General features: G+C 70.7%; 15 protein-coding genes. 9 read left to right on the top strand and 6 right to left on the bottom strand.

Annotation, left to right across the window (positions count from 1 at the left end; all coding sequences use genetic code 11):
* The 4 genes from I0C86_RS43845 to I0C86_RS27510 all read left to right on the top strand — a co-directional run.
* Positions 1-194: hypothetical protein (locus I0C86_RS43845; protein ID WP_230394885.1), on the top strand; the 194-nt coding region annotated here is incomplete at its 5' end.
* Entirely contained in the window at positions 191-958 is a 768-nt protein-coding gene (urtD, locus tag I0C86_RS27520; protein ID WP_196204202.1) for an urea ABC transporter ATP-binding protein UrtD, read from the top strand. The genes I0C86_RS43845 and urtD, both read left to right, overlap by 4 nt.
* On the top strand, positions 959-1,654 hold the full coding sequence (urtE, locus tag I0C86_RS27515; protein WP_196204201.1) for an urea ABC transporter ATP-binding subunit UrtE: 696 nt from the start codon (positions 959-961) through the stop codon (positions 1,652-1,654).
* Between the two features lie 216 nt (positions 1,655-1,870).
* Positions 1,871-4,096 (top strand): WD40 repeat domain-containing protein, encoded by a 2,226-nt coding sequence (locus I0C86_RS27510; protein ID WP_196204200.1) that lies wholly within the window; start codon positions 1,871-1,873, stop codon positions 4,094-4,096.
* Positions 4,097-4,231: 135 nt separating this feature from the next.
* Here the strand turns inward: I0C86_RS27510 and I0C86_RS27505 are convergent, their stop codons facing one another.
* Positions 4,232-4,792, bottom strand: coding sequence for a PaaI family thioesterase (locus I0C86_RS27505; protein ID WP_196204199.1), 561 nt, complete (start codon positions 4,790-4,792; stop codon positions 4,232-4,234).
* Between the two features lie 54 nt (positions 4,793-4,846).
* Here I0C86_RS27505 and I0C86_RS27500 point away from each other — a divergent pair, with 54 nt between their 5' ends.
* A complete protein-coding gene (locus I0C86_RS27500; RefSeq protein ID WP_196204198.1) occupies positions 4,847-5,323 on the top strand; it encodes a winged helix-turn-helix transcriptional regulator in 477 nt (158 codons plus the stop codon).
* 75 nt (positions 5,324-5,398) lie between these two features.
* On the opposite strand, the gene I0C86_RS27495 is transcribed toward I0C86_RS27500, so the two are convergent.
* A complete protein-coding gene (locus I0C86_RS27495) occupies positions 5,399-6,241 on the bottom strand; it encodes a GDSL-type esterase/lipase family protein (RefSeq protein ID WP_196204197.1) in 843 nt (280 codons plus the stop codon).
* Between the two features lie 213 nt (positions 6,242-6,454).
* Here I0C86_RS27495 and I0C86_RS27490 point away from each other — a divergent pair, with 213 nt between their 5' ends.
* Positions 6,455-7,501: a S1 family peptidase gene (locus tag I0C86_RS27490; RefSeq protein ID WP_196204196.1), complete on the top strand. Its 1,047-nt coding sequence runs from the start codon at positions 6,455-6,457 to the stop codon at positions 7,499-7,501.
* A gap of 94 nt (positions 7,502-7,595) precedes the next feature.
* Here I0C86_RS27490 and I0C86_RS27485 read toward each other — a convergent pair whose 3' ends face one another.
* Positions 7,596-8,252 (bottom strand): DUF998 domain-containing protein, encoded by a 657-nt coding sequence (locus I0C86_RS27485; protein ID WP_196204195.1) that lies wholly within the window; start codon positions 8,250-8,252, stop codon positions 7,596-7,598.
* Positions 8,253-8,335: 83 nt separating this feature from the next.
* Here I0C86_RS27485 and I0C86_RS27480 point away from each other — a divergent pair, with 83 nt between their 5' ends.
* Positions 8,336-8,887, top strand: a complete 552-nt coding sequence (locus I0C86_RS27480) for a GNAT family N-acetyltransferase (RefSeq protein WP_196204194.1) — start codon at positions 8,336-8,338, stop codon at positions 8,885-8,887.
* 33 nt (positions 8,888-8,920) lie between these two features.
* On the opposite strand, the gene I0C86_RS27475 is transcribed toward I0C86_RS27480, so the two are convergent.
* Positions 8,921-9,781: a GDSL-type esterase/lipase family protein gene (locus tag I0C86_RS27475; RefSeq protein ID WP_230394884.1), complete on the bottom strand. Its 861-nt coding sequence runs from the start codon at positions 9,779-9,781 to the stop codon at positions 8,921-8,923.
* 367 nt (positions 9,782-10,148) lie between these two features.
* Positions 10,149-10,883, bottom strand: coding sequence for an SMI1/KNR4 family protein (locus I0C86_RS27470; protein ID WP_196204193.1), 735 nt, complete (start codon positions 10,881-10,883; stop codon positions 10,149-10,151).
* Positions 10,884-10,992: 109 nt separating this feature from the next.
* Between I0C86_RS27470 and I0C86_RS27465 the strand changes: the two genes are divergently transcribed.
* The gene (locus tag I0C86_RS27465) at positions 10,993-11,388 is read left to right on the top strand and encodes a DUF397 domain-containing protein (protein ID WP_196204192.1); all 396 of its coding nucleotides are present in this window, start codon (positions 10,993-10,995) and stop codon (positions 11,386-11,388) included.
* A gap of 77 nt (positions 11,389-11,465) precedes the next feature.
* Positions 11,466-12,263: a class I SAM-dependent methyltransferase gene (locus tag I0C86_RS27460; RefSeq protein WP_196204191.1), complete on the top strand. Its 798-nt coding sequence runs from the start codon at positions 11,466-11,468 to the stop codon at positions 12,261-12,263.
* Between the two features lie 35 nt (positions 12,264-12,298).
* Here I0C86_RS27460 and I0C86_RS27455 read toward each other — a convergent pair whose 3' ends face one another.
* Positions 12,299-13,369, bottom strand: a complete 1,071-nt coding sequence (locus I0C86_RS27455) for a hypothetical protein (RefSeq protein ID WP_196204190.1) — start codon at positions 13,367-13,369, stop codon at positions 12,299-12,301.
* Between the last annotated feature and the right edge of the window lie 41 nt (positions 13,370-13,410).

Genomic DNA, 13,410 nt, shown 5'->3' with positions numbered 1-13,410 from the left:
TCGCGCCGGCCGCACAGCTCCGCACCGGCGAACCGGACCGAGCCCGACGCCGGCCTCGTCAGACACCGTCGGGCACGCCGGAGCCGAACGGATCGGTGGGTGCGTCGGAGCCGAACGGCGCGGTGGGTACGCCGGAGCGAGCCGGATCAGGTGTGCCGGTGGCGGCCGCCGAGCGGGGCGAGGTGGGATCATGAGCGACCTGTTGCAGGTCCGGGGACTGAACGTCGTCTTCTCCGGATTCCGGGCCGTCACCGATCTCGACTTCACCGTCGACGCGGGCGAGCTGCGGTTCCTGATCGGACCCAACGGGGCCGGCAAGACCACGCTGATCGACGTGATCACCGGTCTGACGAGGCCGGCGTCGGGCTCGGTCCGGTTCGCCGGTGCGGAGCTGTGCGGCCGGCGCGAGCACCAGATCGTCCGGCTCGGGATCGGCCGTACCTTCCAGACGTCGGTCGTCTTCGAGCAGTTGACGGTGCTGGAGAACCTGGACCTCGCCGCGACCTTCCGGCGTCCGCTCGGCACGCTGCTGCGTCGACGGCGGGGAATCGCCGACCTGGTCGCATCGGCCCTGGACACCACCGGCCTGGCGGAGTTGGCGAACCGTCCCGCAGGGGTGCTGTCGCACGGCCAGCGGCAGTGGCTGGAGATCGGCATGCTGCTGGCGCAGTCTCCGAGCCTGTTGCTGCTGGACGAGCCGGTGGCCGGGATGAGCCGGGACGAGCGGGCCCGCACCGGTGAACTGCTGCAACAGGTCGCCCGGGACCACACCGTCATCGTGGTCGAACACGACATGGACTTCCTGCGCCGGTTCGCCAGCACGGTCACCGTGCTGCACGAGGGCCGGCTGCTCTGCGAGGGGACGGTCGCCCAGGTGCAGGCCGACCCCCGGGTGCAGGAGGTGTACCTCGGCCGGACCCGCAAGGAGAGTGCCGAACTGGTCAGGGAGGTCTCGTAGATGTTGACGGTGCAGGGGCTGGACGTGGCGTACGGCCGGGCGCAGGTGCTCTTCGGGGTGGACCTGGAGGCGCCGGCCGGTGCGCTGGTCTGCGTGATGGGGCGGAACGGGGTGGGCAAGACGACCCTGCTCAAGGCGATCATGGGGGTGCTTCCGGTTCGGGCCGGTCGGGTCGTCTTCGCCGGAGAGGAGATCACCGGCCTCAAGACACACGAACGGGTACGCCGGGGGCTCGGCTACGTACCCCCGGGCCACGAGACCTTTCCGCAGCTCACCGTCGCGGAGAACCTCCAGGTCGCGGCCGAGGCGGCGGGGGAGGTCAGTCGGGGTGCGGTGGACGAGGCCCTCGATCTCTTCCCGGCCCTGCCGGCGTTGCTGCGCCGACGGGCCGGGTTCCTCTCCGGCGGGCAACAGCAGCAGCTCGCCATCGCCCGTGCACTGGTCAGCCGGCCGAAGATGCTGCTGCTGGACGAGCCGACCGAGGGCATCCAGCCGTCGATCATCCTGGAGATCGAGGAGGCCGTACAGCGGTTGCACTCCGAACTCGGCCTGGCGATCCTGCTGGTCGAGCAGTATCTGGACCTCGCACTGCGGGTGGCGGACCGTTTCGTGATCCTGGATGCGGGCGAGGTGGTCCGGTCCGGCGACCGGGAGGACCTCCGGGACCCGTCGGTGCACGGGCTGCTCTCGGTCTAGGAGGGACCGGAGAGTCCGGACAGACCGGAGACCGGAGGGACCTGAGGGCCGGAGGATGCGCCGGTTGTGCCAGTCGAATCGGCTATGTCGGGCCTGCCGGTGATGCCGGTCCTTGCCGGTGTGTCCGACAACCGCGCCATCCGGACTAAACTGCCGAACCATGCTCGTCGATGCGACGCTGCTCGATGATCGCGCTTCCGTTCCCGCCTCGCCGCGATGACCGGCGGGCGGGTCTGGACCACGGCCGGCCGCTCCGGAACGCGGACCGCCGGCGGATCCGGCTGGTCCTGGCGGCCGGGTTGGACCTGGGGCCGGGACGGTCTCCGGCCCCGCTCCGGCCTGGCCCGCGCCGGGCCGTACCAGCCGGTGCCGGCGTGGGTCACCCAACTGGTCGGCTACCCGGACGACCGGACCGGACGACCGCATGCGCTGGTCACCAGCTACGCCGGGGCCCGGGTCGTCCTCGATCTCCTGGACGGCAGCCTGGTCGGCGCGGTGGACGAGCGGGCCCACGCCAGCACCTGTGCGACGGTCCGGATCGCCGGCGAGCTGATGATCGTGTCCGGTGCAGGGTCGGGCTATCTACAGGTCAGCGACCTCGACAGCGGCCGGTCCCGATGGCGGCGATGGTGTGGGGACGTCCGCTCCCTGGGCACCGTCACCCTGGCCGGTCGGCCCCACGTGGTGCTGACCGGCGGGTCGCCGACCCTTCAGGTCTGGTCGCTGGCGGCGGACGGGGGCGAGCGGGTCGGCTCGCTGCGGGCCGGTACGGAGCGGGTCGCGGTACTGGCCGCGACGGGGACCGGCGACGACGCCCTGGTGGCGGTCGGCACCGGTACCGGCAGGATCTCGCTGTGGCGCCTGGTCGCCGATCCGGGTGACGGCGAGGGCGTACGCGGGGAGCAACTCGGCGAGTACGCGTTCGAGGTGCCGGGCCTGGTGAACGTCCTGCGGTTCGCCGACTGGCGGGAACAGCGGGTCCTGCTCGGTGCCGCCGGGCGACTGGTCCGGGTGTGGGAGGTGCCCGGCGGAATGCCGCTCGGGCCGGCGTTCTCCGCGCACACCGGTCAGGTCAACTCGGTCGTCGCGGGACGGTTGGGCGACCGCCCGGTGCTGTGGAGCGGTGACGACTCGACCGTACGGGCCTGGCTGCCCGAGTCCGGTACGCAGTTCGGGGAGGCGTTCCGCTATCCGTACGAGGCGGCACCGACCTGCACCATCGCCGTCGAGATCACGGGTCGGCCGATGCTGGTCACCGGTGACGCCGCCGGTCTGGTGTGGGTGTGGGATCCGGAACGGCCCTACCCGTTCCGCCGCGAGGTGCCGCCCGGCAGCCGTGGTGCCGAGCGGCCCGAGGCCGTCCCCGGCCCGACCCGGCTCGCGATCACCGAGGTCGCCGGCCGCCCCGTCGTGCTCGCCGGGTTCGCCGGTCGGGCCGTCCGGGCCCTCGACGCGGTGCGCGGCGGGGAGGTCGAGGTGCCGCTCGACGGGGTGCACGGCGTGGAGGTCGAGGCGCCGCTGGACGGGGTGCGCGGCGTGGAGGTCGAGGTGCCGCTGGACGGGGTGCCGGCCGCCGCTGGGGCGGGCTCGTCGGGAACGGTCGCGCCGGTGCTGGTCGTGCCGGGACATCCACCGTCGCTGGCCCGGATCGGGCCGGACACGATCGAGGTGTGGGACCCGGCCACAGGCACCCGGATCGGGGTGCCCATGCCGTGTCCGGCCGGTGTCGTCGGCCCGGACGGCGCGGTGGGCCCGGTCGCGTCGGGGCTGGTCGACGGCCGGTGGGTGCTGCTGCTGACCGCCGGGGAGGTGCTGTTCCGGCTCGACGTCGAGACCGGTGCGGTGACCGGCCCGTTGACCGGGCATTCCGGCCCCGTCCACGCGGTCGCGATCGGGGAGTTGGCTGGCGTACCCGTGCTGCTCAGCGCTGCCGCCGACGACACCGTACGGCTGTGGGACGCGCGGTCCGGGCGGAGCGTACGGACGGTGCTGGACGGTCACGGCGGTGCCGCGTACGCGGTCGCGGCTGCCACGGTCGACGGGCGCGGCCTGGTCTTCGGCGCGGGACGCAACGGCCAGGTCCGCAGCGTCGACCTGACCGACCTGGTACGGACCGATCCGGACGGGTCCGGGTCGGGCCGGACGGACCTGACCGACCCCGGGCCGGCGGAGGAGTACGGCGAGCCGGCCCTGCCCGAACCGGCGGTGCTGATGACCGCCACCGGGCCGGTGCGCTCGCTGGCGGTGACCCGGGCCGACGGGATCGCCTGGCTGGTCGCCACGGACGGCACCGTGCTGCGGTGGCACCCGCTCGGGGTCGTCACCCCGCCCGGTCGGACGATCGAATTCGATGCCACGGTGACCGCCATCGTGGCCCGCCCCGATCTCCTGGTGGCGGCGGCCGGAGACGGTCTGATCGCTTACCTGCCGGCGTCGGTCTGATCGGTTATCGGCGCCGGGGCGGATCGACGGGTTACCGGCCGAGGGCGGATCGACAGATTGCCGGCCGGGGAGGGTGCGTCCGGTTGCCGGACGGCGACGGTGCGACCGGTTGCCGGACGGCGACGGTGCGACCGGCTACCGGACGGCGACGGCCGGCTGCGCCGCCGGGGCCGGATTCTCGGGCTGGGTCACCGGGGTCTCGAAGAGCAGACACGACGAGGTCGCGTGGGCGACCAGGCGGCCGCGTCCGTCGGTCAGCTTCGCCTCGGCCAGCGCGGTCCGGCGGCCCCGCTGGAGAACCGTGCCCTCGCAGCGCAGCAGTCCACTCTCCACGGTGACCGGGCGGAGGAACTTGACGTTGAGATCCAGCGACGTGTAGCCCATTCCGGCCGGCAGGGTGGTGTGCACGGCGCATGCGGCGGCGGTGTCCAGCAGGATCGACAGCACGCCGCCGTGCACCGTGCCGAGCGGGTTGTAGTGGAACTCCTGTGCCGTCATCTCGACCGAGACCCGGCCCTCGTCGGCGGTCATCCGACCCATCGCGATCAGGTCGGTGACAGGTGGGGAGGGCACCTCACCGGCGATCATCGCGCGCAGCAGTTCGAGCCCGCCGCGCCGGCCGAGCTGGGCAACACTCTTCGCCGGATCGTTCCAGGAGAAGGTGCGGTTGCGGGGCTCGGGCTGCGTCTCGGTCATGGACGCAGCTTCGCAGCGGTTGCTGAGTCTGTCAATAAGACCTAGCCTGGCGGGATGGCGGCACCCGAAGCGCTGGACTGGTCGGTCGAGAACTGCACCATCGCTCGCGCCATGGCGATCCTCGGCGAACGGTGGACCGTCGTCGTGCTCCGTGAGGTGTTCAGCGGGGTCCGACGCTTCGACGACATGCGCAGGCGTACGCGGATTCCCCGTCAGGTGCTCACCGACCGGCTGACGATGCTGGTCGAGCAGGGCCTGCTGCGCCGCGAGCCGTACCGGGAGCCCGGTGCCCGGGTCCGGCACGAGTACCGGCTCACCACCAGGGGCCTCGACCTGTGGCCCGTACTGGTGGCGGTGCTGGAGTGGGGCGACCGCTACCTCGCCGATCCGGAGGGGTCACCGCTGACCACGGTGCACCGGGGCTGCGAGGCCGAGGTGCGGGCGGTACTGCGGTGTGCGGCCGGCCACGAGGTGACCTCCCCGCGCGACGTCGCGCCGCGTCCCGGCCCGGGTGCGCGTACCCACGCCTGAGCGGAGATCGTTCTCCGGCGCTGTCCGGTCGACGCCGCCGAAGAAGGAAGTCTCCGGCGGCGTCACGTCCGTGCACTACCAGCGGAAGCCGGCGCCGTACGAGATGGTGGCGAGCGCCTGCTGCCCCGAGGCGTTGGGATGGAAGTAGTCCCAACTGGACAACTGGCCGAGGGCGAACGGGAAGTTGAACACCGCGTTGTCGTCGAAGGCGCAGTTGGACCCGTACGCGGCACAGGCCTGGGCGAGCTGCGTGTTGAAGTCGACCACCCGCTGGCGTACCCGGTTGCGGCGGTCGACGTCGGCCTGGGCGTTCGAGGTCGGGTTGGCCAGCATCGACTGGCAGATGCCAAACAGTGACCAGGCCGAACGGGCGGCGAGACTTCCCCGGCCGACCGACCACAGCCGCTGGATGTCGGGCACGCTGATCACGAAGACCCGGGCGTTCGGCAGGCCGGACTTCAGCCGACCGAGGGCCGCGTCGATGTTGCTCCGGAAGGTGCCGATCGAGGTCATGCTCGACTCGGAACTGGTGCAGGCGTCGTTGGCGCCGATCAGCATCGTCACGTAGTCGACGCCCTGCGAGACGGCCGTGCCGGCCTGCCCGGCCATGTCCGCGGACTTCGCGCCGGACCGCCCGTCGTTGTGGTTGCGGCCGTTGATCGACGGGTTCACGGCGCGGATGCGCAGGTAGTGACTGTTCACCGACGCGTCGTCGCCGGTGCTGAACGATCGGGACGGACAGTCGACGTACCAGCCGCAGGCGTTGAAGCCGCGGGTGATCGAGTCACCCAGGCTGGCCATCGAGTTGGGGGGTGGACCGGGGTCGGCACCTGCCGGGCTGATCCCGACGGTCGTTCCGAGTACGGCGGAGACGAGGAGCGTGGACAGGAGGGTGGCGGTACGACGGACGGTGGACATGGGCGGCCTCCGGATCACGGTTGCCTGGGCCAGCTGAGGTGCGCAGAGCATATAGACCGCCCTCAGCCTCCACAACGCGTCGAACCATAAGGGATCTGTCCTCTACCAGCCGATATGCAAGGCATCTTGTTCATGATCTTAGATGTCTGAATACTCGTTGAAGATGTGCCTTCTCGGCGCAGAAACCTCCAAACCCCCCATGGGAGGCTCCATATGCGACCCACAAGGTCCACGATCCGGGTTGCCGCCGTCACCTTCGCGGCCGGGTCCCTCGTCGCCGGACTGCTGGTGTCCGTGCCCGCCCAGGCCGCGCCGGCCGTGGGCGCCTCGCCGGAGGCCGCGACGGCGCTCTCCGAGCGGCTCGGCGCCCGCTCCGCCGGTACGTACCTGGACTCCGGTGGCAAGGCGGTCGTCACGGTGACCGACGAGTCCGCGGCCCGCGAGGTCCGGGCTGCCGGCGCGATCCCCAAGGTCGTCGCCCGAGGATCCGCCGAACTCGCCAAGGTGACCGACGAGTTGTACCGGTCGGCCCGGATCGCGGGCACCGCCTGGTACGTCGACCCGGTCAGCAACCAGGTCGTCGTCGACGTCGACAGCACCGTCACCGGCGCCAAGCTCGCCAAGGTCAACGCGGTGGCGGCCCGGTTCGGTGGCGCCGTACGGGTCCAGGCGGTCGCCGGCACCCTGAGCACCACCGTCTCCGGCGGACAGGCGATCTACACGAGCGGCGCCCGGTGCTCGCTCGGCTTCAACGTCCGCAGCGGCAGCACCTACTACTTCCTCACCGCCGGCCACTGCACCAACATCGGTTCGAGCTGGCGGGCCAGCTCCGGCGGCGCCGTGATCGGCACCCGGGCCGGCAGCAGCTTCCCCGGCAACGACTACGGCATCGTCCGGTACAGCAGCACCGCGCAGCAGCCGGGTGACGTCTACCTCTACGGCGGCTACCAGGACATCACCGGTGCGGCCAACCCGAGCGTCAACCAGTCGGTGCAGCGCAGCGGCAGCACCACGGGCGTGCGCGGCGGCCGGGTGACCGCGCTCAACGCCACCGTCACCTACCAGGGCAGCGGAACGGTCTCCGGCCTGATCCGGACCACCGTCTGCGCCGAGCCCGGTGACAGCGGCGGCTCGCTCTTCGCCGGCAGCACCGCGCTGGGCCTGACCTCGGGTGGCAGCGGCAACTGCAGCAGCGGCGGGGTCACGTACTTCCAGCCGGTGGTCGAGGCGCTCAACGCGTACGGCGTCAGCGTCTACTGAGCTGACCGAGTTTCGTGATCGGCGTGATCGGGTCCCCTCGGTCGGTCGTCGGCAATCGCCGGCACCACCTTCCCGGTCACGCCGATCATGGCTGTCAGGTGGGTGCCGGGGGATGGCGGCGGGTCCGGCGGAGCAGGGTCAGCACCACCACCAGCGGCCAGATCACCTCGGCGCCGGCGGTCATCCGCTCGGCGAGGCCGGCCAGGCCGCCGTCGGGCAGTTGCAGCGCCAGCCACAGGCCGAGGCCGAGCATCGTCAGCGCGACGGCGATTCCGACGGCCGGCCGCAGCACCCAGGGCCGGTCCGGGCCGGGCGTCGCCGCCGGGTCGGCGCGGTCGCGGGCCCGGGACGCGCGTCGGATACCGGGTAACACGGCCGCCGCCGGCCAGGCCGCGAGCCCCACGAACCCGACCACGGCGGCGATGCCGTGCACCCGGGGCGTGTGGGAATCAACCTTCGGTACGGCGGCCACCAGGATGGTCGCGGCCCCGCCGATCCCGTACACGATCCGGCCGATCCGGGGTACGGGGCGCAGGCCGATCGCGGTGATCAGGTGTGCCAACCCGAGCCCGGCGAGGCAACTCATCAGGATCACCATGTCGATCATCCCGTACGAGGAGAGTGCGCTCACGGTGTCCGCCAACGGGTCGTACCCGGGGGGCTGACGTAGCGCCGCGGTTGTCCATCCGATGATCAGCAGAACGGGAAGCGTCACCGCCGAGAGCACCGCCCACCAGGGCACCGCAGGCATGCAGTCACTTTATGTGACTGATTGGTGACTCGAAGTGCATTCGCCGGGAGCCGGCCGCGCGGTGGCCGGGTACGATGATCATCATGCGGTACGTCGGATCAGAGATCCTCGCCATCGCCGATGAACTCACCGAGACGTACGTCGACATCTTCACCGCCCCGCCCTGGGATCATCGCGACCCCGACCCGACCCGGGTGGCGTTCCGCGATCGGTTGGCGGGCGACGCCCATCGCCCAGGGTTCCGGGCGATCGTGTCCCGCTCGGACAACGGTGCAGTGGACGGCTTCGTATCCGGCTGGACCACGCCGGACCCGTTCCGGACCGATCGCGCCTACGGCAAGGTCATCGAGCGGCTCGGCGCGGACCGGGTGCGAAAGTTGCTGGTGGGCGCCTTCGAGATCGACGAGCTGGGGGTACGGCCAGGCGCCCGGGGCACCGGACTGGGCCGGCGGCTGCTGGAGGCACTCACCGGGAGCGCGCCCGGCGGCCGAGCCTGGCTGCTCACCTGGAACCAGGCCCACGACACCCTCGCGTTCTACCGCCGGCTCGGCTGGCACGAACCGGCGCCCCTGGCCGGCCACGAGACCGACATCGTCGTCTTCCTGTCGCCGGGCTGGTCCGGTGAGGCGGCATAGCGAGGTCCGCGTTCTGCGGTTACGACCTTGGGGTCAATTGTGGTGGGTGTCGGGGTTGGTTTCGTCGGGCTGCGGCGCGGTCGCTGCCCAGGCCCGCGACGGCTCGGATGACCTCTGGTAGGACGTCGCGGCGCACGGCGGTCTGGTCGTGTTGTCGGCCTGGGCGGATGGCGCCGGCCCACATCGTCCGTCCGTGGGCGTCGGAGGCGACGGTGGCTTTGATCGTGTTGAGTACCTCAGGTCGGCTGGCATGCCGGCCAGCCACCGCAGGAGAACCGGCTCCACCAGGGCGGCGAGGCGGGCATAACCAGCCGCGAACGGATGATAGGCATCACCCGCAGCGATCTCCTGGCTCCAGACCGGGTCTGCTGAGAGCGCCGTGACATCGACGAACGGCACGCTTCGGGTGGTGCACACCTGCGCCATCGCGGCGGCGAGATCGGCTGCCCGTTTGCTCGCCTGCCGGTCCAGCACCGGCGGCGGCCCCACAACAAGCGTGTGCCACCGTGCGGCGTGGGCGTCATCGAGCATCGCGGCAAGCAGCGCGAGTGATCGGCCCGGCGGAACGCGCACCTGGCCGAGCTGCATGTCCACGTCGTTGGTCCCCAACGCGAACACGACCCCGAAAGCCTGCCCGTCCTTGAGGCGGACACGGGCTTCAGGAAGCCAACGTTGGGCCACGTCCAGGGATGTGTCCCGGCGAACCCCCATGTTGTAGACGGTCAGATCATGGCCTTGCGCACGGGCGGCAGCGGCCACGAGCCCCACCCAGCCCACACCGGACGGATCGCCAACCCCCGCCGTGAACGAGTCACCGAAGAAGCACACCCGCAGGTCGCACCGCGATCCCGTCGCGCCGGGCTCCTCCGGTGGCGGCAGCCTCGCCCCACTCATCCGACTGTCAGGCGGCATGTGGACACCGGGAGGGTCCGCCTTTCCCCGAGTAGTGAACAGTCGAGACAGGCACAAGGATGGATGGAGAACATGGCCCGAGCATATCTATGCAGTGGGCCGCATGACAATCCGATTTCAGGTGCCAATCTCCATGGCTCCAGACTGCGGATTCTGCCGGTCCCGTCTGGAGCCTGGCCACCCTCGTTGCTGAATTACCAGTGCGGTGACGTCTTCGGATGCTGGTCGATCGCCGAGGCCCGGCCGTCACGGACTTGGCCGCTGACCGCGCAGCCAAATGGTGATCACCGTCCAACACCCACCGCTGTTGATCCCAAGGTCGTTACATCCGGCCCCGACCGATCGGCCACTACCCCTCGTCCATCAACCACTCACCGGGCAGCGCGCGCCGCACTGCGGCAATCCGGTCCGCCGACGCCGCGCGCACCCACAACCACTGCCCGGCGTCCTCACGCAGGATCGCCCCCAACCCGTCGAACCACCGCATCGGCCGGCCGCCAGGGGCGGCCCAGAGCGGATAGTCGGGCATCGGCAACCGACGGAACTGCTCCTCCAGCAACGCGATGGCGTCATCGTCCAGTTCACGGTTGTCGCCGTACACCCCGCCGGACAGCATCCATTCCGACAGTGCCATCTCCACACACGCCAGCGAGACCCGATCCAGGAAGGGCTGCCAGGCGCGCTCGGCCCGCGTGACCGATTCGAGCCGGAACACGACCGGCGGGTCGGGCTCGGTCACCGCCGACAGCGGAATGCCCCACTGCGCGACGTGCTGGTTCTCTACCCGGAAGACCAGCACCTGGCCCGTGTCGTCGACGGTGACCTCATCCGGAGCAAGAAGGCGATCTTGAGCCCCGGTCAGGTCGAAGCGCCTGCCGATCAGCGCATACGCCTCCCGCAGGGACGCCGGCAGCGGAAAACCCAGCCGGGCCTCCGCCGCCCGCAACTCTTCGTCGTCGCAGCCGTCGCCAGCGAGGACCGGACTCGCGTAGGACGCGGCGAACAGCCGGACGAACCGCCACGCCCCAGCGGCGTCGCGTACACCCGCGGCAAGTTCGGCATGGAGATCGAATCCATCGTCCACGGGGACACCATAGTGCGGCCGTACCGCGATCCCCGGGCGTCGGCACGATCGCCCCCGGGAGTCGCCGGTTCGCGACGAGACCGGCGGCCTGCTGGAACGGATCCAGCAGGTGCTCGGCCCGGGGCCGATCCTGCCGTGGTTCCGGCAGTGGGCGACCTTCGAGCAGGAGGCCATCGCCCTACGGACCTTCCAACTGTCGGTGTTCCCCCGTCTACTGCAGACCGGGGCGTACGCGCGGGCGCTGCTCGCCAGCGGCGGGCTCCTCAGCGCCGAGCAGGTGGAGCGGCAGGTGGCCGTGCGGCTGGCTCGGCAGGAAATCCTCGCCCGTGACGAGTCGCCGATGTACACCGCTGTCATTGACGAGCGGGTGCTGCACCAGCCGATCGGCGGCGCCGAGGTGATGCGTGAGCAACTTCTGCACGTCGTGAAGGACCCGACCGGTCCGACGTTGGCATTCGAGCCGGTGGCTTGGCGTTCGTTCGTAGGCGCGGTCAGGGCCAGGTAGCCGCGGACGCGATTTCATTGGCGGGCGCGCCAGGTACACGTTTGGGGATCGGAGCGCCTGATGGGTAACGTCCCACCGTGACCGACACTGACCGCGAGCTTCTGCGCGCCACTTTCGGCCAGGATGCCGAACTCTACGACCAGGCACGCCCCGGCTACCCGAACCAACTGTTCGCCGACCTGGCCCAGCTCGCCGGCCTGACTCCGCAGTCCCGCGTGCTGGAAATCGGCTGCGGCACCGGTCAGGCCACCCGGCCGCTCGCGCAGCTCGGTTGCACCATCGTGGCCGTCGAACTCAGCCCAGACATGGCAACCGTCGCCAGACACAACCTCCGCGATTTCCCGAACGTCACCATCGAGGTCTCCCCGTTCGAGGATTGGACACCACCAGCACTCCCGTTCGATCTGGTCGTGTCCGCGACTGCGTTCCACTGGATCGATCCCGACATCCGCTTCCAGAAAGCGGCGGACATCCTGCGCCCAGGTGGCACCCTGGCAGTGATCTACTCCGACCACGTCGCCGGCGGCACAGAGCGCTTCTTCATCGACGTGCAGGACTGCTACGAACGCTTCGACCCGAAGACACCGCCGGGACTCCGCCTGACGCCCGCAGCCGACCTCACCGACGATTCGAGCGAGTTCGACCGGTCGCAGCGGTTCGGTCCGGCCCAGTTCCGCCGCTACGAATGGGAACAGGCATACACCACTCGCAGCTACCTGGATGTGCTGATGACCTATTCCCCAACCCGCTCGCTGCCGGAAGCGAACCGCAAGGCGCTGCTGTCCTGCATCGGCGGCCTCATCGACCGCGACCACAACGGCCAGGTCAGCAAGCGATACCTCACTCAGCTGACCCTCGCTCACAAGACAACCTGACATCCACCGCACTCCGGTTGGCGAGTTGCCGGCGGTCAGTTCCAGTCGGAGATTTCGTACCTGCCCTCGTCGCCACGGTGCCGCATCGTGGCGACCACCGCCTTGGCGTCAGCCTCGGAGTCGGTCTGGGCGACCTCGACCGTGTCCATCCACCTGTCCTGGTCTGCGCGCCAGACGATCCACCTCTGCGGCGCGGCGACCTCGTCCGCGCGGGCCTGTAGCCGCTCGGCGAACAGGTGACCGGCCATCGTGTAACCGGCCACGAACGCCTCGCCTCCACTTCCGATGGTGGCCATGTCCGCCAGCCTGCGCAGCTCGGCCGCGAGCGAGTTCAGCCAGCGTCGGTCGTCCACCGTGGTGCCCCCGCCACCCCGACGCTCGACCAACCGGACCCGCAGCTCCCGTAGCCGATCGCCGGTCTCGGTGAGGCAGTCCCGAGCGGCCTGGAAGTTCTGCGGTCCGGGCAGGACGGCCAGCAGTTCTGCGGCCAGCAGGTGCGCGTTGTCACGCCGGTTTCGTTGCCGAGGCCGTGGCGGCGATGGAGGACGTTTGACCGGGGTCAGGTCTTCGTGGCTCTGGACGAGCACGCTGGTGACTCGCCCGCGCCAGGACGGCAGCGCGGCGGCGGCGTCGACCAGCCGAACGGCAGCCTCGTTGAGTGCCCGCTCCGATGGGGGCTGGGCGTCGACAGCGGGTCGGGCCCTGTCTTCGCCCAGCCGCGCGAGGTGATCGGCCCGGCTTCGCAGCCGGTCCAGGAACCTCTCCCAACCGGCCTGGTGCCCAGCCATGTACGTCCCCCCGGGCCCGGTGCCCGACTCTCGGTGTGACCGCAGGGCTTCCACCTCCGCGTACAGGGCCTCGGTCAGGGTGGTACCCGGCGGGGGTAGGTGGATTTCCGGCTGCGCGGCGAGGCGCTCGGTCAGGCGAACGACAAGGATTTTCGCGATCACACACTGGCGGCGCGCGGCGTCGTACCAGGTCAGCTCCGGTAGCACCCGCAGCACGTCGCGGGCCAGCCGGGCGGACGTTTCGGTGTCGCTCTCCAGCTGGGCACGCAGCACCCGCTCCAGCAGGCGCCGATGCCCCTCGGCCCTTCTGACCGCCACCGCAGCGCTCCTCGTCGTCGTGATCCAGCAACAGAACTCTA

It is taken from the genome of Plantactinospora alkalitolerans, assembly GCF_015690345.1.
Classification (GTDB): Bacteria; Actinomycetota; Actinomycetes; order Mycobacteriales; family Micromonosporaceae; genus Plantactinospora; species Plantactinospora alkalitolerans.
The sequence above is the reverse complement of the archived record's forward strand: the minus strand, read 5'-3'. Positions and strand labels throughout refer to the sequence as shown.

What these genes read in the sequence shown, in the direction of transcription:
- urtD (WP_196204202.1), top strand. Translation starts at nt 191, where the DNA reads ATGAGCGACCTGTTGCAGGTCCGGGGACTGAACGTCGTCTTCTCCGGA.
- urtE (WP_196204201.1), top strand. Translation starts at nt 959, where the DNA reads ATGTTGACGGTGCAGGGGCTGGACGTGGCGTACGGCCGGGCGCAGGTG.
- I0C86_RS27510 (WP_196204200.1), top strand. Translation starts at nt 1,871, where the DNA reads ATGACCGGCGGGCGGGTCTGGACCACGGCCGGCCGCTCCGGAACGCGG.
- I0C86_RS27505 (WP_196204199.1), bottom strand. Translation starts at nt 4,792, where the DNA reads ATGACCGAGACGCAGCCCGAGCCCCGCAACCGCACCTTCTCCTGGAAC.
- I0C86_RS27500 (WP_196204198.1), top strand. Translation starts at nt 4,847, where the DNA reads ATGGCGGCACCCGAAGCGCTGGACTGGTCGGTCGAGAACTGCACCATC.
- I0C86_RS27495 (WP_196204197.1), bottom strand. Translation starts at nt 6,241, where the DNA reads ATGTCCACCGTCCGTCGTACCGCCACCCTCCTGTCCACGCTCCTCGTC.
- I0C86_RS27490 (WP_196204196.1), top strand. Translation starts at nt 6,455, where the DNA reads ATGCGACCCACAAGGTCCACGATCCGGGTTGCCGCCGTCACCTTCGCG.
- I0C86_RS27485 (WP_196204195.1), bottom strand. Translation starts at nt 8,252, where the DNA reads ATGCCTGCGGTGCCCTGGTGGGCGGTGCTCTCGGCGGTGACGCTTCCC.
- I0C86_RS27480 (WP_196204194.1), top strand. Translation starts at nt 8,336, where the DNA reads ATGCGGTACGTCGGATCAGAGATCCTCGCCATCGCCGATGAACTCACC.
- I0C86_RS27475 (WP_230394884.1), bottom strand. Translation starts at nt 9,781, where the DNA reads ATGAGTGGGGCGAGGCTGCCGCCACCGGAGGAGCCCGGCGCGACGGGA.